Genomic DNA, 20,998 nt, shown 5'->3' with positions numbered 1-20,998 from the left:
CTGCTTTCTAGAATGCTGCAAAGCAACAGAGCGGGGAACTCATGCTGCAGGGGCGCTGGGCGCGACCTTTACTCATCGCGCTGGTCGCAGCATTGGCGCTGTACGTCGCGGCCCTGGCCCAATCGGACCTGGACGCCGTGACGGCCGCGCTGCGCCGCATCGGCCTGCCTACGGCTCTGTGGGGCGGGCTGCTCTGCACGGCCGCCATCCTGTTCCGCTTCCTGCGCTGGCAACTGCTGCTGGCCTGCTTCGGGCGCACGCCGCCCTGGCGCACGAGCCTGGCGATCTACTGGGCCGGCATCGCGCTGACCTGGACGCCCGGCAAGGTCGGCGAGACCCTGCGCAGCCTGCTGCTGAAGCCCCACGGCGTGCGCGTGCCCGATTCCTTGGCGGCTTTCCTGGCTGACCGCCTGTCTGACGTCATCGGCGTCGCCCTGCTGGGCCTGATCGCTGCGGCCTGCGCCGGCGTCGAGACCCGCCTCTTCATCGCCATCGTCGGCCTCGGTGGCATCGCCTCCCTGGCCGTGGCGGCCTGGGTGCGCCGCGGCCACCTGCCCGAGCGCTGGCGCCTGATCGCGCCGCTGCGGGCCTGGGCCCCCCTGTGGACACCCACTCGCCTGCCCGTCTGGGTCAGTCTGGGCGGGCTGGCTTATGGCGTGCAGGCCGCCGTCTTTGGCCTGTTCGCGCAGACGGTATCGGCGGAGCTGGGGCTGGCCGCCTGCATCGCCGCCTTCTCTGCCGCCTTGTTCGTGGGCGCGGCCAGCATGCTGCCCGCCGGCCTGGGCGCCATGGAAGCGACACTCGCCTTTGCACTCACCCGCATGGGCGCCACCTGGGAAGACGCCGTGGCCGCCACCCTGTTGACCCGACTCTGCACACTCTGGATCCCGAGCGGTCTGGGCCTGCTGGTCCTGCCCACCCTCGTGCGGAGCACCCCGGCGCCGCTGTCCACCGCTCAAGCATGAACGTTTCCGCCACCATGAACCAGCCGCCGCTGGTCGTCGACCTCGACGGCACGCTGATCCAGACCGACCTGCTGCACGAGACCACGCTGCTGCTGGCCCGGCAAAGCCCACTGTCGCTGCTGTCGCTGCCGTTGTGGCTCGCCCGCGGCAAGGCCTGGATGAAGCAGCGCATCGTCGACCACGTCGCCCCCGACTACGCCAGCCTGCCCTACGCGCCCGAGTTGCTCGCGTGGCTGCGCGAGCAGCGGGCGGGCGGGCGGCAACTGGTGCTGTGCACCGCGTCGGACCAGCGCCTGGCCGATGGCGTGGCGGGCCACCTGGGCCTGTTCGACGAAGTGATCGGCAGCGATGGCCAGACCAACCTGTCCGGCGAGGCCAAGGCCAGCCGCCTGGTGGCTCGCTTCGGCGAACGCGGCTTCGACTACGCCGGCAATTCGTCCGATGACCTGCCCGTCTGGCGGCGCGCCCGCGAGGCGGTGGTGGTGGCCGCGGGCAGCAGCGTCGCCAAGGCGGCGCGGGCGCAGGGCCAGGTGGCGCGCGAGTTTCCAGCCGCCACGGCGTCCCTGCGCACCTGGCTGAAGGCCCTGCGCCTGCATCAGTGGCTGAAGAACCTGCTGGTGTTCCTGCCGCTGCTGGGCGCCTTCCGCTTCGAATCCCATCTCGTGATGCAGGCGCTGCTGGCCTTCCTGGCCTATGGCCTGTGTGCGTCGTCGGTCTATGTCGTCAATGACCTGATGGACCTCGAAAGCGACCGGGCTCACCCGCGCAAGCGGCTTCGGCCCTTTGCGAGCGGCCTCATCGGCGTACCGCAGGCCCTGGTGGCCACGGTGCTGCTGTTGAGCCTGTCGGTGGTCTTCGCCTTGCAGTTGCCGCCGGCGTTCGGCCTGGCCCTCGGCGTGTATTACGCCCTCACGCTGGCCTACACCTTCTACTTGAAGCGCCGCGTATTGGTGGACTGCGTGACGCTGGGCGTGCTGTACACGCTGCGCATCGTGGCCGGTGTCGCGGCCACACAGTTGCCGCATTCGTTTTGGCTCTTCGCCTTCCCGCTGTTCCTGTTCATGAGCCTGGCCTTCGTCAAGCGCTACTCCGAGCTGCAGGCCATGGCCGCCCTGGGCCGCACGGGTGCCGCTGGCCGCGGCTATCTGGCCAGTGACGCGCCGTTGGTGATGGCCATGGGCGTGGCCGCCGGCTTTTGCGCCGTGCTGCTGCTGGCGCTTTACCTGAACAGCGACGTCGTGACCCAGCGCTATGCACACCCGGAGCGCTTGTGGCTGACCCTGCCCGTGGTGCTGTACTGGATCAGCCGCATGTGGATGCAGGCGCAACGCGGCCACCTGAGCGACGACCCGGTGGTGTTCGCCGTCAAGGACCGCTACAGCCTGGTGTGCGCCGGACTGTTCGGCCTTCTGCTGGGCCTGGCCCACTGAACGGCGTGACCACCGCGCGCGTCCAGGCCTGGGGCCGTCTTGAAGCGGCGGAGCACGCCGTGCACCGCCTGACCGAGCGCAGCGCCCCGCTGCCCGCGGCAGCCCGGCCCGGCTTGCCCCACGGCAATGGCCGCAGCTATGGCGACGTGGCGCTGAACCCGGGCGGCACGCTGTGGATGACACGCGGGCTGGACCGCTTCATCAGCTTCGACGCCGCCACCGGCGTTCTGGCCTGCGAAGCCGGCGTGCTGCTGGACGAGATCATCCGCGTGGCGCTGCCGCAAGGCTGGTTCCTGCCGGTCACGCCCGGCACGCGCTTCGTCACCGTGGGCGGCGCCATCGCCAACGATGTGCATGGCAAGAACCACCACGGCCAAGGCAGCTTCGGCCACCACGTGCTCGGCCTGAGCCTGCTGCGCACGGACGGCGAGCGCATCGACTGCGGGCCCGGCCTGCGCCCGGCGTGGTTTGCAGCCACCGTCGGCGGCCTGGGCCTGACCGGCGTCATCCTGACGGCGCAACTGCAACTGATGCCCGTGCGCAGCGAATGGATGCAAGGCGAGAGCCAGCCCTTCCGCTCGCTGGCCGAGTTCTTCGCGCTGTCGGCCGCGGCCGAGACGCGGCACGACTATGTGGTCTCGTGGCTGGACTGCGTGCACGCCAGCGGCAGCGGCCAGGACGCACGCGGCATCCTGTTCTCGGCCAGCCATGCCACGGAAGGCCCCCCACCGCCGCCGCCCGCGCGGGCCCGCCGCGTGCCGCTGACGCCGCCGGTCTCGTTGATCAACGGCCTGAGCTTGCGCGCCTTCAACCAGGCCTACTTCCACCGCCATGCCGCGCGGGCGGGCGCCCAGCGACAGCATCTGCTGCCCTTCTTCTACCCGCTGGACAGTCTGCTGGAGTGGAACCGCATCTACGGCCCGCGCGGCTTCCATCAATATCAGTGCGCGCTGCCACGCCGCGACGAACAGGCCGCCACCGCCGAGCTGCTCAAGGCCATCCGCGCCAGCGGGCAGGGCTCCTTCCTCGCCGTGCTCAAGACGTTCGGCGAGCGCGAGGGCCTCGGGCTGCTGAGCTTCCCACTGCCGGGCACCACCGTGGCCCTGGACTTCCCGGACCACGGGGCGTCGACACTCGCGCTGTTCGACCGCCTCGACGCCATCGTGCGCGAGGCGGGCGGCCGGCTCTACCCGGCCAAGGATGGCCGCCAGAGCCGCGCCATGTTCGAAGCCGGCTACCCCCGGCACACCGATTTCCTGGCCTTCCGCGACCCGGGCCTCTCCAGCGCGATGTCGCGCCGCATCTTTGGACACTGACCGATGACCTCTGCTTCCTCCGCCACCGCACCCCGCGTGCTGCTGATTGGCGCCACCTCGGCCATCGCCCAGGCGGTGGCCCGCGTCTACGCAGGTCGCGGCGCCCGGCTGCTGCTGGTGGGCCGCCGCGCCGACGCGCTGCAGGCCAATGCCGCCGATCTGCGGGTGCGCGGTGCCGCCGAGGTGGAGACGGCCGTTCTCGATGCCAACCTCATCGACGACCATGCCGCGGTGCTGGCACAGGCCTGGCAACGTTGGGGTGGGCTGGACGTGGCATTGATCGCCCACGGCGTGATGCCCGACCAGGCGACCGCGCAATCCAGCGTTCAGGAAACGCTGGCCTGCCTGCACACCAACGCCGGCTCCGTGATCGCGCTGCTGACGGATCTGGCCAACCGCTTCGAGACCCAGGGCTCCGGTGTGATCGGCGTGATCTCGTCACCCGCCGGTGACCGCGGCCGTGCGAGCAACTACGTCTATGGTGCGGCCAAGGCCGCGGTCACCAACTTCGCCAGCGGCCTGCGCCATCGGCTCGTGAACCGCGGCGTGCGCGTGGTCACCGTGCTGCCGGGCTTCGTGGACACCCCCATGACTGCCAGCCTGCCCAAGGGCCCGCTGTGGGCCCAGCCCGAGCGGGTGGCCGCGGACATCACGCGGGCCCTGGACACGCGCAACGGCACGCTCTACACCCCCTGGTTCTGGCGCTGGATCATGGCCATCGTGACCCACCTGCCCAACGCTCTTTTCCTGCGCACCAAGCTCTGATCGACACCATGCTGCAACTCAACGACAAGATCGTCATCACCGGCGCCGCGGGCCTGGTCGGCCAGAACCTGGTCACGCTGCTCGTGGAAGCCGGCTACCAGCAACTGGTGGCCATCGACAAGCACGAGGTCAACCTCGGCATCCAGGCCCGGCTGCATCCGTCGGTGCGCACCGTGCTGGCCGACCTGGCCGAACCCGGCGCCTGGGAGGCCGAGTTCGACGGCGCCGTCGTCGTCGTGCAACTGCATGCGCAGATTGCCGGCAAGACCTCCGAACCCTTCACACGCAACAACATCGAAGCCACCCGGCAGGTGCTGCGCGTGATGCGCGAGCGCGCGCCGCAGGCCTACCTGGTGCACGCCAGCTCGTCGGTCGTGAACTCGGTGGCCGATGACGACTACGTGCGCAGCAAGACAGAGCAGGAGAAGATCGTGTTGGCCACCGCCACGCAGGGGCAGCGGCTGTGCGTGCTGCGCCCGACACTGATGTTCGGCTGGTTCGACCCCAAGCACCTGGGCTGGCTGGCGCGCTTGATGGAACGCATTCCCGTCTTCCCCATCCCGGGCCACGGGCGCTACATGCGCCAGCCGCTCTACAACCTTGACTTCTGCCGCGCCATCCACGTCATGATGCGCGAGCAGCCCGACGGCACGCCCATCCACGACCTGACCGGCCCCGACCGCATCGACTACATCGACATGATGCGGCTCATCCGCGACGCCAAGGGCCTGAAGACGCCCATCGTGCGCATCCCTGTGCCGCTGTTCGGCCTGATGCTGCGCGCCGCCGCGCTCGTCATGAAGAAGCCGCCCTTCACGGTCGACCAGATGCACGCCCTGATGGCCGGTGACGAGTTCACCGGCGTCGACATCGAACAGGTCTTCGGCTTCCGGCCACTGGGCTTCGCCGAGGCCGTGAAGGAAACGTTCAACCACCCCCGCTACAGCAGCGTCGTGCTCGAAAGCCCCCACTGATGACCTCGACCCCTCTGCACTACGCCGTCATCGGCGCCGGCCCCATGGGCCTGGCCGCCGCCGACCGTCTCGCCCAGGCCGGCCACCGCGTCACCGTCGTGGAGGCGGACGACCGCCTGGGCGGCATGTCGGCCGCCTTCGACTTCGATGGCCTGCGCCTGGAGCGCTACTACCACTTCATCTGCAAGACCGACTACCCGCTGTTCGAGACGCTGCGCGAATTCGGCCTGTCCGACCGCCTGAAGTGGACGGACACCGAACTCGGCTTCTACTACAACGGCCAGTGGTACGACTGGGGCAAGCCGCTGGCGCTGCTGCGCTTCCCGCACCTGTCGCTGGCCGACAAGGTCAAGTTCTCTCTGCACGTGCTGCGCACCAAGGCCGTGACCGACTGGACCGAGCTGGACAAGCTGCAGGCCACCGACTGGATCCGCAACGCCATCGGCGAGCGCGCCTACAAGGTGCTTTGGGAGCGGCTGTTCGAGCTGAAGTTCTTCGAACACATGCACAACATGTCGGCCGCCTGGATCGGCACCCGCATCAAGCGGGTGGCGCTCTCGCGCAAGAGCCTGCTGCAGGAGCAGATGGGCTACCTGCAGGGCGGCTCGCAGGTGCTGCTGGACGCCTATGAGCAGCGGCTTCAGGCCAAGGGTGCGCAGATCAAGCTCAGCGCGCCGGTGCGCCGGGTGCTGACCGAGAACGGCCGGGTCACCGGTCTGGACCTGGGCCGCGAAACGCTGGCCGCGGACCGCGTGCTGTCCACCGTGCCGCTGCGCTACGTGCCGCGCCTGGCGCCGGACCTGCGGCTGGACGAGCGCCAGCGCATCGAGTCCATCGACAACATCCCGGTCGCCTGCGTGCTGCTGAAACTGCGCAAGCCCGCCACCAAGTACTTCTGGATGAACGTGAACGACCCGCGCATCGAGGTGCCGGGCTTCATCGAGTACAGCAACCTCAACCCGCTGCCCGAGAAGATCGTCTACGTGCCCTACTACATGCCCAAGACCCACCCCAAGTGGGCCTGGGATGACGAGCGCCTGCTGGACGAAGCCACTGGCTACCTGCTGCTCACCCAGCCACACCTCAAGCGCGAGGACATCATTGCCCGCCATGTGTCGCGCTACGAATACGCGCAGCCGCTGTGCCCGCCGGGCTTCTACGACAAGCTGCCGGCCATGAAGACCTCGCTGGAAGGTTTCTTCATGGCGGACACGAGCTACTACTACCCTGAGGATCGGTCGATCAACGAGAGCATTCGCGTCGGCTGGGACCTGGCAGCCGCTGCACAGAAGGACCCGCGCGGTGGCGCGTAACACCAGCGTCATCGGCTACCTGGCCTCGGGCGGCATTGCCGCCGCAGCCAACTACGGCTCACGGTTCGTGTTCAGCCTGTGGTTGCCCTTCGAGGCCGCCGTGGTCGCGGCCTATCTCGTGGGCATGGTCACCGCGTTCCTGCTGATGCGCCGCTTCGCCTTCACCGACAGCCAGACCAGCACGCGGCAGCAGGTGCTCGGTTTCTGCATCGTCAATGGCGCGGCGGTCCTGCAGACCGTGCTGGTCAGCAGCCTGCTCGCCCGCGTCGTTCTGCCCGCCCTGGGCGCACCGGGCAATTACGAGGCCATCTCACACGCGGTGGGCGTGGCGGTGCCCGTCATCACCAGCTACTTCGGGCATCGGTATTTGACCTTCCGCTGAGTTCAAGGCGCCCGGCGACGGTAGATGCGGGCGCCCGCGACGGTGTCCACCAACTCGTAGTCCCGGGCGAGAAGGTCGACCAGCGCCGGAAAGCGCTCGTGCACCCGGTCAGCCACCGGCGTGCTGAGCGGAAAGTAGAACTGCTCCGGTGCCATGGCATCGACGAACAAAAGCGGTCGGTTTTGTTGCAGTTCCTGCAGAAACTGGGCACGCAGGCCATCTCTCCAAGGATTGGGTTCCACCAACCAGGAACAGAAACCAAATCGGGTGGCCTGCACCAGACCCGACTGAACGTACAGGTCCGGGCTCCAGCCCCAGACCGTCATCAAAGAGCCGGGCGGTGCAAGTTCCCGCAACCTGCTCACCAGCGGCGAGTGGAAGTCGCGCGCATAGACAGGCGCTTGGGCCAGGAAGGGATTCGCCGTAGAGGTCAGTGACTTGACCGTCGGTATTGGCGATATCAGCAGGATCAGTAGCGCGATTCGAGCCGTCCATCGACTCAGGTCGGGCCGATCGCCCAGCACGACATGCAGCAAGGCCCCCCCGAGAACACCCAAAGGCACCACGAACAACAACAGGTAGTGGACGAACTGGGTGCCCGGCTTCATCACAGCAAACGCGGCGGCGGCACAGACCAGCAACGCCCCTGCGATGCGCCCCACGTCACGATTCGCAGGTTTTCGCTGAAAGCACGCCCAGGCAGCCATGAGCGCCCATCCGCCGACGATCAACACCAGCAGCCGCAGGTGCGGCGACCACAGCAGGTAGCGGACCGAGGACGGGCGACCGGTTGGCGGTTGCGTAATCGACATCCCCGCGTAATGCACCAGATTCAGCTGCAGGTAGGACTGCACGAAGAGCGGCCAAGCGCCGGTAGCGAGCAGATGCAGTCCCACGAGTAGCGGGGCCGTACCCGCGCCGACCAGCCATGTGAACGCCGCCTGCCGGAAGTGACGGGGCTCCGTGCGACGGACGGACCACAGGGTCGCCAGCATCAGCAACGCCAAGGCGGCCGCGATGGGTACGCCCTGCATCTTCACCAGCGGCATGGCGCCTACGGCTAGACCCTGCAACCAGCAGGCCCAGGCCGGTGGCCGCGGCTGCGTTTGCACCTGCGCCAGACCATAGACAGCCAGGGCAGTGAGCAACGCGGGGATGTGCTCGCTGCCGTAGTGCAGAAGGTGGGGATGCTGGACCCACGCCAGCACCAGCGCAACTGGCACCAGAGCGATCCTGGCCACAGCTTCGCCGAACCAGGCGCGAAAGGCGCCGTAAAGCAAGGCCAGCGAGCTCAGCAAAGCAACAAGGCCGGTCAGGCGAGCGGTGCTGTAGTCAGGCCGCAGACCGAAGAGGGCCGGCCAGGTGAGCGGCCAGACATTGAGCAAGCCGGACGAACCCGTGTCCACTGAAATCCAGAAGCGGCCATCCCGAAGCAGGGCCTCGGCAGCGGCCGTAAACAGGCCTTCGTCCGGATTCAACTGCGGCGCCAGCAGCCCCGGCAGGCGCGCCACGAGGAAGAAGACGACCAACGTGGCGAAGAAGACGAATCGCCCGCCTCGGCCGGCAGCCGCGGCCCCCGGGCGCAGTGCCGGCCACAAGGCCACCAAGACAAAGAGCGCCGCCAGCAGGACCACGGTCCACTCAAAATGCAGGGCAACACCACGGTGGTTGAGCGCCCACGCGAGGCAAGCTTCGCGCAAACTCATCGCCGCTCCTGCGCTTGCAGCAGCGGCACTGCCGTGCGGCGCATCAGACTGCGCGTGGCAAGGAAGGTCAGCGGAATGCTCGTCACCAGAACCACTGGCAGCGCGTAGGACGGTGAAATCCCGCCAGCATCCACCAGCAGCCACATCACGGCGAGCCCGTACAGGTACTGCCCGACGTAAACCAGCGGAAATCGCAATGCCGACCTCAGACTGGCTCCGGTGCGGAACACGAATCGCGTGTTGAGCACGTAGGCGATGCCGATGCCGATCACATAGGTCAGCGAGTAAGCCAGCAGATGGGGCAACGAGTGACGAAGCACCTCGAACAGGCCCCAGGTAGCCGCGGTGTTGAGTGCGCCGGCCAACACAAAACGGACGAAGGCGGGGCTCTTCATCGATCCACGGCACGGGATGCCGCCGGGACACCGAAGCGACTAGACAACCGAACGAGCGAAAGCGGTCGCGACTTGGTGTTTTCGTAGGTACGCCAGGCGTACGACCCGATGACGCCGAGACCAAGTGCATTGATGGCGCCAAAAAATGCCACCGCGACCATCGTTGCGGCATAGCCGGGGACGGCGATCAACCCCGAAACGCGCGCCACGATGACCCCGATCGCCAACGGGATCGAAATGAACAGGCCCAGCATGCCAAACACCGTCAACATGCGGATGGGCAGATCGGTGAAGGAGAAGACGCTGTCCATCAAGTACTTGACCTTCTTCTTGAAGGTCCAGCCACTCTTGCCGTGCTCGCGAGCGCGCCTCTCATAGGGCACTTCTGCGCGGCGAAACCCTAACCAGTACACCAGTCCCACCAAGGAAGAGTGCGCCTCTTCGAGCGCCATCAGGTGGTCACGAAACGTGCGGCTGCAGGCAAACACGTCAACGCCGTTGAAAGGCATCTCGGGCAGCACGAAACGCCGATACAGACGCCAGAAGATGGTGGACGCGAGCTTGGATCGCCACGGGTCGGCTCGCGAACTGCGAACGCCAACGGCCACGTCGCAATGATCGGCCTGCAGCAACTCGGCAAACTTCAGCATCAGCTCTGGAGGCTCCTGCAGATCGGCCGCCATGACACCGAAGAACTGCCCTTCGCCGACGCCTAGGCCGGTACGAATGGCCGCGAAAGAACCGAAGTTGCGCGCATGCAGATGCAGTTGCGACTTGAAGCCCACATGCGGCAATCGTTCGCTGAGCATGGCAAAGCTCCGGTCAGGGCTGCCATCCACCACGAAAACCGCTTCCAGTGCGATGCCCCAGCGTTGCCTCATGCCATCTGCCAGCGCAGCAATGGCGCGCAGCAAATCGGGGATGGACCCCTCGTTCATGTAGACCGGGATCACCAGCGAAAAGGTGGCGGTCAACATGTCGGGCAACGCCCCCGACTGTGTGCTGTCCGCAATCGTGGCGAGCTCGTTTTGGCTATGCATCCCTGATCTCCCGTCGACGACCGGACTCACGCTATGCCACGCCGGCGTAGCCGAACGACTGTAAGCCCCGGTGCGGTCTTCGCGATGGATGCGATCCCCCCGAAGAGCGGGGAATCGGAGCGACACCATCGCCGGAGCTCAGGCACAGCAAAGGTGCGGTCATGCCACCTTGGCAAACGCCTCGCGCGCCTGTTACTGGGCGCTGCGATTCAGATACAACCGATTCGGGCTGAAAGGCAGCCAGGTGTCGACAGGCCGGGTGTCGAGCACCTCCTGTTTCAGCGGCCCGCCGATGGACAACGCGTACGGCGTAGGTTCCCTGAACCAGCCATCAGGATGCGGCTGCACCACGCCGCCGTGGTAGCGCAGAGGTGCGAGGTAGTCGAACCCGCCCTGGATCTGGTCAGGCGCCACACCGAGTTGGGCCGGCAGATCGGACAACCACTGCCAGCGCACACGATTCCAGGCGAAGTAGTCGTGCATCAACGCAGCGGCCCACAGGCTGGCACCCAAAACGATCGCCGTGCCCGCATACCGCAGCACCGGGCCCGTCGTCGCCGTCAACGTGAGGGCCTGGGACGACCAGGCCCACGCCAGCAGCGCCAGCACGGGCACCTGCAGCGGCAGCACATAGCGGTCATAGACGCTGGTGAGCAGCAGCACCGGTGCGACCTGCAACATCAACCAGATCGCCAGCGCGACCGGCACATAGCCAGCAGGACGACGCCATGCCTTTTGCTGGAAGAGCCGCCACAGGGCCGGCACGATCAGGGCCAGGACCCAAAAGCTGGCCAACACAGTCAACACGGTCACGACCAACCAGCCGCGCCACAGCAAGGGGGTAGTGGCGGACTTCCCATGCAGCATCCGTTGCCCGAGACCGGTCTCGATGAGATCCTTACCCAGCAGCGGCATACGCCACGACGAAGAGCCCAGGGCGTAGCCCGCCACCAGCACCAGCAGGCTCACGACCGTCCACACCAGGAGCTTGCGACGCGTCAGGGCTGACCAGTTCACCCGGGCCGCCAGCAGGATCAAGGGCAGCGCGGCGCCCAGACCCAAGTAGAGGCCGAGGCGCATGATCCAGTTGAGGACCGACAACACCACTTGCCCTGCCGGCAGCGCCAAGCTCTCGCGGACCTGCTCGGAAGCGGCGTGACGCATGGCCGGCAGGAGGTGCAGCCGCTCCAGCAGCCACGGGTAACCCAGCAACAGGAGCAATCCCAGCACCAGCACGGAGACCGCCACATAACGCTGCCGACGGCCAGGCTGAAGCGCGCCGGCGACAGCAAAGGCAACGAACAGCGAGAACCCGGTCTGGCGGATCAACATGGCCCAACTGGCCGCTACCAGGGCCGTGACCAGCCATCCAACCGAAGCCAGCCGCTGATAACGCAACATGGCCCAGACCGCGACCACGCTGGCCGTGATGAAGGGCACATCCGTCATGAAGCTGGCCGACAGCGAGAGGTACAACGGATGCGCCGCCCAGCAGGCCGCCACCAGCATCGCCAGCCGCGCACCCAGCCCGATTTCCAGCATCAGCCCGTAACAGGCCCAGACGCCCAGCAGCCCGGCCAGCAAGCCACTGCAGCGAAGCACCTCATGGCTGGGCTGGAGCAGCCAACCCCAGGGCGCCCCCCAGATCAGGAGACCCAGGAAGTTGGTCGCCGTCCAGTCCGGGATGACGAAGCGCCCCTCCTGCACCAGGGCCGCCACGGATGCCTGGTGGGCCCAGTCATCATTGATGGGGAAGTCTGCCTGGCTCCACGGGTGCGACGGCAGCAGCATCAGCACCCACTGCAGGGTCAACACCCCGATGGCGAACCAGTTCGCCGCCCCCCTGTCTTCTCGATCCATTCCGCCCTCCCTTTAGCTTCAACTCCGAAGCAGCAAAAGACGTCGTCGCGCCCTTACTTGCCTGAATCGCACTGCGTGGTGTCTGGCGGCCCCGTGTCCGCCCGGAACCTCACTTCATAGGCACCAAACCGGCGACCCGGCGCGAATCGCACCGCGACGGTCTCATCGACGGTGTGCACACCGTTGGAGCGACTCGTCGCATTCGGTTCGTTCGACACCCGTTGCCACAGCACCGCAGCACCCACCGTCGGCTCAAGCAAGTCACGCGCCAGGGCGGCCTGGGCCCGGGATGAATTGGTGAGGCCCGGCTCCATCTCCACCCAGCGCGTCGCCGGCAGCCGGTCGGTCAGGAAGTACAGGGCCGCATCGTTGACGTAGAGCCGGCTCGTGTCCTGCACGCCCGAAAACAGCCGCGCCTGGGGCGGCAGGCAGGTGCTCAGATGCCTGAGCATGGCGCCATAGGTCTTCCAGGCTTCACGGTCGCGACCGTCGACCCGCACATGGCTCGCCCGCGGAAGCGCCACAGGCTCCGTGTTCCAGACCGCCTGGCACCAGACCTGCACCGCGCTGACGGCCGGCATCACCAGCACCAGCGCCGCCAGGGCGGCCACCGCGCGGCGTCCTGCGGGGCTCGTGCATGCCCTCCAGAGGTAGGGTGCCAGCGGCAGGGCCGCGTAGAAGGCCGGCAGCCCCTGGGGCAGGCCGGAGCGCACCCGCACCTGGTTCAGCAGGGTCAGGGTCAGCAAGGCCAGCACCCAGGCCAGCAGGTCCACGGGCGCGGTCGACGCACGGCGCCACAGGCGCATGCCGGCCACAACCATGGTCGGCAAGGCCAGCACCAAGGGCAGGCACACGGCCAACAGCAGCGTCACCGTCTCGCTGACGCTCCCCATGTCGCCCTGGGCCCAGGCCCTGGCCAGGGCCCAGACCGTCGGTCGGAGCACGGGGCGGCCTCGCCACTCTGCGAACTCGCGGGAATGGAAGACGGGCACTTCGGCCCACCAGCGCTCCCAGCCGCCCGCCATCACGAACGGCACGAAGAGCAGCAGCCAGACCAGCAGGGCCGGGCCGAACAGCGCCGCAAGGGCCCGCCAGCGCAGGCGCAGGCGCCCGTGCGCGAGGGCCGCCGTGGCGGCGGTCACCAGTCCGAAGATGCCGAAGTCCCAGCGCACCAGACCGGCCACGCCGATCAGCACGGATGCCTGAACCAGGCGGGACTGTCGCTCGCCCGAGAGCCCCTCGACCAGCACCACGCCCGCCCACAGCAGCAGCCCACAGGCCAGCACGGCGGCATAACCCGGCGTCGGCATGAACAGCGCGTTCACGGCCACATAGGCCACCAACAGCCAGACCTGGGCGCCGCGCGTTGCACCCAGCCGCCGAGCCAGGGACAGCAGGCCGAGGCCGATCAGGCTCAGCAACAGCACATGCGCCACCCGCTGCACGAACAGGTCCTCGCCGAAAACGCTGAACAGGGCCGCGCTGACGTAGTACTGCCCCGGCCCGTAGATGACGAAGAAGTCCCGCATCGGCAACCAGCCGCGGCGGATCAGCATGGCGCCCGCGCTGATGAAGCCCTCGTCGAACACGTTCACGCCGACTTGCACGATCGGCATGAAGACCAGCAAGCACAGCAGCGCCGCAGCGGCCGACAGCACCCGATCCCGGCTCACAGCGCGCACTCCGTGGCCTGCACTGGCGGCATCTCGTGGGCGTGGCTGGCGCCGTCGCCGGCCCCGCCCAGGTGCATCAACGCGACAAGCGATCGATCCATCGCCCCCTCTTCGGCAAAGGCAGAGGCAGACCGCCGTCCGGCCTCAGCCCGGCACGCGGCGGCGGCCTCCCTGGGTGCTTGCACTCGCTTTCTCATGGCCCCTCCCTGGCTCCCTCTGGACGCCGGCTTCATCCTTTTGCCGGCGACTGTAGCGTCCCCATATGACGCGGCGCCAAGCGCGTGAGGGTGCAGCCATCGGCGACCCACCGCGGCCCTTGCGGCTGCAGGCCAAGCTCCGACAGCAGCAGACGGACCGCGTCTTCCTGTCCCGTCCCGCATCGCACCAGCGCCGTGAGTTTGGCGCCCGCAGCACGCAGTTCCCGGGCATTGGCACGCACCACGTCCAGCGTGGCGAACGGGGGAATCATCAGGGCCCGGCGCCCGGCCTGATAGGGGATGACGGGTGACCAATCCTGCCCGGTGATGGCGACCACCTCATCCGCCGAAGTCTGGGCCTGCAATTGCGCCGAAATCTCCCGCAGTTGCCCGGCCTGCGTGCCCTTGACGTGCAGGTCACAGAAACTCGCCACGCCCAAGGCCAACACCGACAGCCCAAAGGCCCAGGGCACCGCGCGCCGCGCATGGCCGCCGCTCGCCAGCGCCCCTTCGGCAGCCAGTCCGAAGGCCAGCAGCAGGAACACACCGTTGGCCGCTTGGTAGTACGTATGCACGCGGTGCAAGTTGGTGAAGACGAGGAAGGGGGCCAGGAACAAGGCCAGCACGGCCGCCACCTGCACCCGCCGGTCGCTGTCGCAGCGGCGCAAGAAAAACACGAACACCGCCAGCCAGATCCCCACGAGCAAGGCCTTGAGGCCGCGCATCGGCTCGGGCAAGGGGAACAGCATGTCGGCCGCGTGGTCGGCCACCTGGAACCAGACCTGCGGATCCAGCCGCTGTGCAGGCGTGCCGAAGTTCCATTGCGTCAACGCTTGGGAGGTCAGGAACGCGCCCACAGGATTCGCCGCCTTCAGCGCATCGGCGTGTGCCAGCCAGATCCACGCCGGCACCACGATCAGGAGGTGGGCCAGCAACAAGCTGCCCAGCAGCCTGGCGTCGGTGCGCCGGCCCACCACCTGCCACGCCAGCCACGCCATGGCCAGCCCGGCCAGCAGCATCAAGGGCAGCAAGGTCGTCACCTTCACCAGCGCCGCCAGCAGACCGCTCACCACCAGGCCGGCCAGCCACCACCAGCCCGCCCGGCCGGTCCTCAGCATGCGCAGCAGCATGTCGAGGTAGATCAACGCGAACAGCAGGGCCGTCGTCTCGATCATGAACGCGCGCGACCAGAAGACGTACAGGGGTGCCAGAAACACGGGCGCCAGCACCCATGCCGGCTGGCCCGCGCCCAGCGCCTGCGCGATGCGTGTGAGCGGCCAGACACACAGCAGCATGGCCGCGACGCCCACGAGACGCCCGGCCGTCTCCAGCGACAGCCCGGCCACCACGCTCAGGCCCTTGGCCAGCGCCTGGTAGAGCGGAAACTCGAAAGGAACCGGCCAAGGGGGGCCGAGCACCGGCGTCTCGTAGCGCCACAGGTCGCCCAGGCCGTGGATGAAATGTGCCGTGATGGCCGTCTGCGTCTGGCGAAAGGCGTGGTCGTCGGTCAGCTCGGGCCCGAAGCCGAAGGACACGAGCCCCAGATAGGCCAGCAGCACCAGCATCAGCCGTACACGGCCTGCCGCAGCCACCGCGGCAGGCGGGTCGGCCCAGAACCTCATTCCACTGCTTTGAGCATGTCCTCAACCACCTTCTTCGCGTCGCCGAACACCATCATCGTCTTGTCCATGTAGAAGAGCTCATTGTCCAGCCCCGCATAGCCCGCGGCCATGGAGCGCTTGTTGACGATGATGGTCTTGGCCTTGTAGGCCTCCAGGATGGGCATGCCGTAGATGGGGCTGCCCTTCACGTGGGCGGCGGGGTTCACCACGTCGTTGGCGCCCAGGATGATGGCCACGTCGGCCTGCGCGAACTCGGCGTTGATGTCCTCCATCTCGAAGACCTGGTCGTAGGGCACCTCGGCTTCGGCCAGCAGCACGTTCATGTGGCCGGGCATGCGGCCGGCCACCGGGTGGATGGCGTACTTCACCGTCACGCCCTTCTCGGTGAGCTTGGCGGCGAGTTCCTTCACGGCGTGCTGGGCGCGCGCCACGGCCAGGCCGTAGCCGGGCACGATGATGACGGTCTCGGCATTGCCCATCACGAAGGCCGCGTCGTCGGCACTGCCGCTCTTGACGCTGCGCTGCTGCGTGGCGCCTGCAGCGGCTGCACCCGCCTCGCCACCAAAGCCGCCCAGGATCACGTTGAAGAACGAGCGGTTCATCGCCTTGCACATGATGTAGCTCAGGATGGCGCCCGAGCTGCCGACAAGGCTGCCCGCGATGATGAGCATCGGGTTGTTCAGCGAGAAGCCGATGCCCGCCGCCGCCCAGCCCGAGTAGCTGTTGAGCATGCTCACCACAACCGGCATGTCGGCCCCGCCAATCGGGATGATCAGCGTCACCCCCAGCACCAGGCCGAGTGCCACGACGATGCCGAAGGCCAGCGCCGACTGCCCGGCGAAGAACATCGCGCAGAAGGCCAGCGCCGCGATACCCAGCACCAGGTTCAGCAGATGTTGCCCGGCGAACTGCACCGGTGCGCCCTGGAACAGGCGGAACTTGCTGCCGCCCGAGAGCTTGCCCCAGGCGATGACGGAGCCGGTGAAGGTGACCGCACCGATGAAGGCCCCCAGCGCCAGCTCCAGCCGATTGCCCGGCGGGATGGGCGCGAGGGCGCGCGCCGCCTCGCCGTCTTCCGCGGGGATGGCGGCCAGCGCGGCATCCAGCGGCGGCGTGAGGCCGAAAGCAGCCGGCTCGGCCACCGCGGCCACCGCGATCGCCACCGCCGCCAGCCCGATCATGCTGTGGAAGAAGGCTACCAGCTCGGGCATCTTGGTCATCTCGACCGTCTTGGCCTTCCAGGCGCCAAAGCCCCCGCCCAGCACCAGGCCGAGCAGCACCCACACCAGGCCCATGCCGTGGCCGGCGAGCTTGACGATGAGGGCGGCGGTGGTGAATGCGGCGATGGCCATGCCCACCATGCCGAAGACGTTGCCGCGAATGGACGTCGTCGGGTGCGACAGCCCCTTGAGCGACTGGATGAAGCAGACGCTGGCGATGAGGTACAGCAGCGTGACGAGGTTCATGCTCATTGCTTGGCCTCCGTGGCGGCTGACTTCTTCTCCTTCTTCTTGAACATCTCCAGCATCCGCCGCGTGACGAGGAAGCCGCCGAAGATGTTCACCGCCGCCAGCGCGACCGCCACCACGCCCATGGCCTTGGCGAACGGCGTCTCGGTGAGCGCCGCCGCCAGCATGGCGCCGACGATCACGATGGCCGAGATGGCGTTGGTGACGGCCATCAGCGGCGTGTGCAGCGCGGGCGTCACCGTCCAGACGACGTGGTAGCCCACGTAGATGGCCAGCACGAAGATGATGAGATTGATGATGGTGTGATCAACCAGTTCCATGGTGTTCAGCTCCGGGTGACTTGGCCGTCTTGCGTGACGCGGCAGGCCGCGACGATGTCGTCATCCAGCGGCACGGTCAGCGTGCCCTCCTTGGTGATGATGAGCTTGAGGAAGTCCAGCACATTGCGCGCATACAGCGCCGAGGCATCGGCCGCAACCAGGGCTGGAAGGTTGGTCTCGCCCACGATCACCACGCCATGCTTCACCACCGTCTTGCCCGCTTCGGTCAGCGGGCAGTTGCCGCCCGCCGGCGCGGCGATGTCCACGATGACCGAGCCCGGCTTCATCGCCTTGACCATGTCCTCTGTCACCAGCACTGGCGCGGCGCGGCCGGGGATGAGGGCGGTGGTGATGACCACATCGGCCTGAGCCACACGCTTGGCGACTTCGATCTTCTGGCGGTCCAGCCAACTGGGCGGCATTGGGCGGGCATAACCGCCCACGCCCTCGGCAGCTTCCTTCTCCTCGGCGGTCTCGTAGGGCACGTCGATGAACTTGGCACCGAGCGACTCGACCTGCTCCTTGACCGACGGCCGCACATCGCTGGCCTCGATGACCGCGCCGAGTCGCTTGGCCGTCGCGATCGCCTGCAGGCCGGCCACGCCCACGCCCAGGATGACCACGCGCGCCGCCTTCACGGTGCCGGCCGCGGTCATCAGCATCGGGAAGAAGCGCTGGTACTTGTCGGCCGCGATCATCACGGCCTTGTAGCCGGCAATGTTGGCCTGGCTGGACAGCACGTCCATGCTCTGCGCGCGGGTGGTGCGCGGCGCGGCCTCGAGCGCGAAGCTCGTCAGCCCCGCGGCGGCCATGGCGGCCAGGCCGTCGCGGTCGAAGGGGTTGAGCATGCCGACCAGGGCCGTGCCGGGCTTCATCAGCGCGAGCTCGTCCGCCGCGGGGGCGCGCACCTTCAGCACCAGCTCGGCGCCGAGCGCCGCGGCCTGGTCGACGATCTCGCAGCCCACCGCCTCGTAGGCCGCATCGGTCACGCTGGCGGCGCCGCCTGCACCGCTCTCGACGCGCAACACGTGGCCCTGGGCCTTGAGCTTCTTGGCCGTCTCGGGCGTCAGCGCCACTCGGGTCTCTCCGGCCGCGCGCTCGCGCGGAACACCGATCTGCATGGGGTCTCCTCCTTGGGAAGGTGCCGGGGCAGCTTACACAATGCTTGCTTCAACCCAGTGCGGGAATGCCAGAGGAGGTTTCATGGTTGCCACAGAACGTTTTCGTCCCAGCGTGACCGTCGCTGCCGTGATTGCGAATGCCGGGCGCTACCTGCTCGTGGAAGAGGAAACACCTGAAGGGCTGATGCTGAACAACCCGGCCGGCCATCTGGAGCAGGCGGAAAGCCCGATCGAGGCCGTCGTGCGCGAGGCGCTGGAGGAGACGGCGCGGCATTTCGTGCCGGACGCTTTCCTGGGCGTCTACCTCGCCCGCTTCGTGCGGCCGGCCCGTTTAGAGGATGTCACCTATGTTCGGCTGGCCTTTTCGGGCCAGGTGGGTGAAGCGATCGCCGGGCGCGCGCTGGACGAAGGCATCGTGCGCACGCTGTGGATGACGCCCGAGGAGATCGCCGCCTGCGCCGAGCGCCACCGCAGCCCGCTGGTGCTGCAGTGCGTGCAAGACCATGCCGCTGGCCGCCGCCTGCCGCTGGAAGCGGTGTTCAGCCACGTCTCGCTGCGGGACCCGCAGCGCAAGGGCTGAGCGGCACGCCGAGAATGTCGCGCATGACACCGCCGGATTTCATCGAGGTCTACGACCACGCCCTGCCGCCCGAAGCCTGCCGCGCGCTGATCGAGCGCTTCCAGGCGAGCCCCGAGGTGCAGCGGGGCGAAACCGGCAGCGGGCTGGACCTGAGCCTGAAGGACAGCTGGGACATCCCCATCAGCCGCCATCCTGCCTGGGCCGACGCCTGCGCCCTGCTCAACGACGCCGTCATCGCCGGCTTCAAGCAGTACCTGCGCCGCTATGCCCACCTGGCCCTGGCGCCGCTGAAGCTGCAGATGCAGCAGCCCGACGGCCGCCTGGCGCTGCTGGACGCCGAGCGCGTGGCCAGCCTCGGGGACGAGCACCTGATGGGCCTGATCGCCAAGGTGTTCCGCCCCGGCGCGATCAACCTGCAGCGCTACCTGGCCGACCAAGGCGGCTACCCCTACTGGCATTGCGAGCAGTACCCCAAGCTCGACCAGGGCGAGGCCCTGCACCGCGCCGTGCTGTGGACGATCTACCTGAACGACGATTTCGCCGAGGGCGAGACCGAGTTCCTGTACCAGGGCCGCAAGATCACGCCGCGCACGGGCAGCCTGCTGATCGCGCCGGGCGGCTTCACCCACACCCACCGCGGCAACCGGCCGCGGGGCGGCGACAAGTACATCGCCACGAGCTGGGTGCTCTACCAGCGCGCCGAAAGCCTGTTCGCGCCGGGCTGAAGCCGCCGTTTGGGACAATCGGGCGCATGAGTTCCGACAAAAAGCACCGCGTCGTCGTCGGCCTGTCCGGCGGCGTCGACTCGGCCGTGACCGCGCACCTGCTCAAGGCCCAGGGCCACGAGGTCATTGGCATCTTCATGAAGAACTGGGAAGACGACGACGACGACGAGTACTGCTCGACGCGGCAGGACTTCCTGGACGCCGCCTCGGTGGCCGATGTGCTGGGCATCGAGATCGAGCATGTCAACTTCGCGGCGGAGTACAAGGACCGCGTCTTCGAGAGCTTCCTGCGCGAGTACCAGGCCGGCCGCACGCCCAACCCCGACGTGCTCTGCAATGCCGAGATCAAGTTCAAGGCCTTTCTGGACCACGCCATGCGGCTGGGCGCCGAGAAGATCGCCACGGGCCACTACGCCCGCGTGCGTGAGCACGAGGGCGAGTTCCAGTTGCTCAAGGGCCTGGACCCGCTGAAGGACCAGAGCTACTTCCTGCACCGCCTCACCCAGGCGCAGCTCGCCAAGGCCATGTTCCCGGTCGGGCACCTGCCCAAAACCGAGGTGCGCCGCATCGCGGCCGAGATCGGCCTGCCCAACGCCAAGAAGAAGGACTCGACCGGCATCTGCTTCATCGGCGAGCGGCCCTTCCGCGAGTTCCTGAACAAGTACCTGTCGCACCAGCCCGGCCCGATCAAGGACGAGCGCGGCCGCAAGCTCGGCGAGCATGTGGGCCTGAGCTTCTACACCCTGGGCCAGCGCCAGGGCCTGGGCATCGGTGGCATCAAGGACAAGGGCGCCCAGCGCGGCGGCGGCGAGCACGCGCCGTGGTTCGTGGCGGCCAAGGACCTCCCCAACAACACGCTCATCGTCGTGCAAGGCCACGACCACCCGCTGCTGCTGAGCCCCGCGCTGCGCGCCGATGACCTGAGCTGGACGGCCGGCCGGCCGCCATCGCTGACGCAAGCCGCGGCCAAGACGCGCTACCGCCAGGCCGATGCCGCCTGCCAGGTCGGCTTCGAGACTGATGGGCAACTGCAACTCGCATTCCCCGAGCCGCAATGGGCCGTGACGCCGGGCCAGAGCGCCGTGCTGTATGACGGCGAGGTCTGCCTGGGCGGCGGCGTCATCTCGGCCGCGCTGGCGCACTGA

The 20,998-nt window shown here is 67.8% G+C and carries 19 protein-coding genes; 10 read left to right on the top strand and 9 right to left on the bottom strand.

What is annotated here, in order from left to right:
• The first annotated feature begins 41 nt into the window (after positions 1-41).
• Genes CDO81_RS07725 through CDO81_RS07695 form a run of 7 tightly spaced genes read left to right on the top strand, consistent with a single transcriptional unit; the run spans position 42 to position 7,145 of the window.
• Entirely contained in the window at positions 42-965 is a 924-nt protein-coding gene (locus CDO81_RS07725; RefSeq protein ID WP_088482604.1) for a lysylphosphatidylglycerol synthase transmembrane domain-containing protein, read from the top strand.
• A complete protein-coding gene (locus tag CDO81_RS07720) occupies positions 962-2,395 on the top strand; it encodes a UbiA family prenyltransferase (RefSeq protein WP_241516912.1) in 1,434 nt (477 codons plus the stop codon). The genes CDO81_RS07725 and CDO81_RS07720 overlap by 4 nt, the downstream gene beginning before the upstream one ends.
• 5 nt (positions 2,396-2,400) lie before the next feature.
• Complete coding sequence (locus tag CDO81_RS07715) at positions 2,401-3,711, top strand: FAD-binding oxidoreductase (protein ID WP_088482602.1); 1,311 nt, start codon at positions 2,401-2,403, stop codon at positions 3,709-3,711.
• A gap of 3 nt (positions 3,712-3,714) precedes the next feature.
• On the top strand, positions 3,715-4,476 hold the full coding sequence (locus tag CDO81_RS07710; RefSeq protein WP_088482601.1) for an SDR family oxidoreductase: 762 nt from the start codon (positions 3,715-3,717) through the stop codon (positions 4,474-4,476).
• 8 nt (positions 4,477-4,484) lie between these two features.
• Positions 4,485-5,450, top strand: a complete 966-nt coding sequence (locus CDO81_RS07705) for an NAD-dependent epimerase/dehydratase family protein (protein WP_088482600.1) — start codon at positions 4,485-4,487, stop codon at positions 5,448-5,450.
• Positions 5,450-6,763: an NAD(P)/FAD-dependent oxidoreductase gene (locus tag CDO81_RS07700; protein WP_088482599.1), complete on the top strand. Its 1,314-nt coding sequence runs from the start codon at positions 5,450-5,452 to the stop codon at positions 6,761-6,763. The genes CDO81_RS07705 and CDO81_RS07700 overlap by 1 nt, the downstream gene beginning before the upstream one ends.
• Positions 6,753-7,145: a GtrA family protein gene (locus tag CDO81_RS07695; RefSeq protein ID WP_241516911.1), complete on the top strand. Its 393-nt coding sequence runs from the start codon at positions 6,753-6,755 to the stop codon at positions 7,143-7,145. The genes CDO81_RS07700 and CDO81_RS07695 overlap by 11 nt, the downstream gene beginning before the upstream one ends.
• A 2-nt stretch (positions 7,146-7,147) precedes the next feature.
• Here the strand turns inward: CDO81_RS07695 and CDO81_RS07690 are convergent, their stop codons facing one another.
• The 9 genes from CDO81_RS07690 to CDO81_RS07645 form a co-directional block, all read right to left on the bottom strand.
• Positions 7,148-8,851 carry a hypothetical protein gene (locus tag CDO81_RS07690; RefSeq protein WP_088482598.1) on the bottom strand — a complete coding sequence of 568 codons (1,704 nt, stop codon included), beginning with the start codon at positions 8,849-8,851 and terminating at the stop codon, positions 7,148-7,150.
• Entirely contained in the window at positions 8,848-9,246 is a 399-nt protein-coding gene (locus CDO81_RS07685; RefSeq protein ID WP_088482597.1) for a GtrA family protein, read from the bottom strand. The genes CDO81_RS07690 and CDO81_RS07685 overlap by 4 nt, the downstream gene beginning before the upstream one ends.
• A complete protein-coding gene (locus CDO81_RS07680) occupies positions 9,243-10,286 on the bottom strand; it encodes a glycosyltransferase family 2 protein (protein WP_241516910.1) in 1,044 nt (347 codons plus the stop codon). The genes CDO81_RS07685 and CDO81_RS07680 overlap by 4 nt, the downstream gene beginning before the upstream one ends.
• A 192-nt stretch (positions 10,287-10,478) precedes the next feature.
• Positions 10,479-12,146, bottom strand: coding sequence for a glycosyltransferase family 39 protein (locus CDO81_RS07675; protein ID WP_088482595.1), 1,668 nt, complete (start codon positions 12,144-12,146; stop codon positions 10,479-10,481).
• Positions 12,147-12,199: 53 nt separating this feature from the next.
• Positions 12,200-13,819, bottom strand: coding sequence for a hypothetical protein (locus tag CDO81_RS07670; RefSeq protein WP_144397164.1), 1,620 nt, complete (start codon positions 13,817-13,819; stop codon positions 12,200-12,202).
• A 229-nt stretch (positions 13,820-14,048) separates the two neighbouring features.
• The gene (locus tag CDO81_RS07660) at positions 14,049-15,638 is read right to left on the bottom strand and encodes a glycosyltransferase family protein (RefSeq protein WP_088482592.1); all 1,590 of its coding nucleotides are present in this window, start codon (positions 15,636-15,638) and stop codon (positions 14,049-14,051) included.
• The gene (locus tag CDO81_RS07655; protein WP_088482591.1) at positions 15,635-17,110 is read right to left on the bottom strand and encodes an NAD(P)(+) transhydrogenase (Re/Si-specific) subunit beta; all 1,476 of its coding nucleotides are present in this window, start codon (positions 17,108-17,110) and stop codon (positions 15,635-15,637) included. Before CDO81_RS07655 ends, CDO81_RS07660 begins: the two co-directional genes overlap by 4 nt.
• Positions 17,107-17,427 carry an NAD(P) transhydrogenase subunit alpha part 2 gene (locus tag CDO81_RS07650; protein ID WP_088482590.1) on the bottom strand — a complete coding sequence of 107 codons (321 nt, stop codon included), beginning with the start codon at positions 17,425-17,427 and terminating at the stop codon, positions 17,107-17,109. Before CDO81_RS07650 ends, CDO81_RS07655 begins: the two co-directional genes overlap by 4 nt.
• Positions 17,428-17,432: 5 nt before the next feature.
• Positions 17,433-18,548 (bottom strand): Re/Si-specific NAD(P)(+) transhydrogenase subunit alpha, encoded by a 1,116-nt coding sequence (locus CDO81_RS07645; RefSeq protein ID WP_088482589.1) that lies wholly within the window; start codon positions 18,546-18,548, stop codon positions 17,433-17,435.
• Positions 18,549-18,630: 82 nt separating this feature from the next.
• Here CDO81_RS07645 and CDO81_RS07640 point away from each other — a divergent pair, with 82 nt between their 5' ends.
• Genes CDO81_RS07640 through mnmA form a run of 3 tightly spaced genes read left to right on the top strand, consistent with a single transcriptional unit; the run spans position 18,631 to position 20,998 of the window.
• The gene (locus CDO81_RS07640) at positions 18,631-19,128 is read left to right on the top strand and encodes an NUDIX domain-containing protein (RefSeq protein ID WP_088482588.1); all 498 of its coding nucleotides are present in this window, start codon (positions 18,631-18,633) and stop codon (positions 19,126-19,128) included.
• A gap of 23 nt (positions 19,129-19,151) precedes the next feature.
• Positions 19,152-19,853: a 2OG-Fe(II) oxygenase gene (locus CDO81_RS07635; RefSeq protein WP_206602084.1), complete on the top strand. Its 702-nt coding sequence runs from the start codon at positions 19,152-19,154 to the stop codon at positions 19,851-19,853.
• Positions 19,854-19,879: 26 nt separating this feature from the next.
• Entirely contained in the window at positions 19,880-20,998 is a 1,119-nt protein-coding gene (gene mnmA / locus CDO81_RS07630; RefSeq protein ID WP_088482586.1) for a tRNA 2-thiouridine(34) synthase MnmA, read from the top strand.

Source organism: Roseateles puraquae, assembly GCF_002205845.1.
GTDB classification, from domain to species: Bacteria; Pseudomonadota; Gammaproteobacteria; order Burkholderiales; family Burkholderiaceae_C; genus Pelomonas; species Pelomonas puraquae.
The sequence above is the reverse complement of the archived record's forward strand: the minus strand, read 5'-3'. Positions and strand labels throughout refer to the sequence as shown.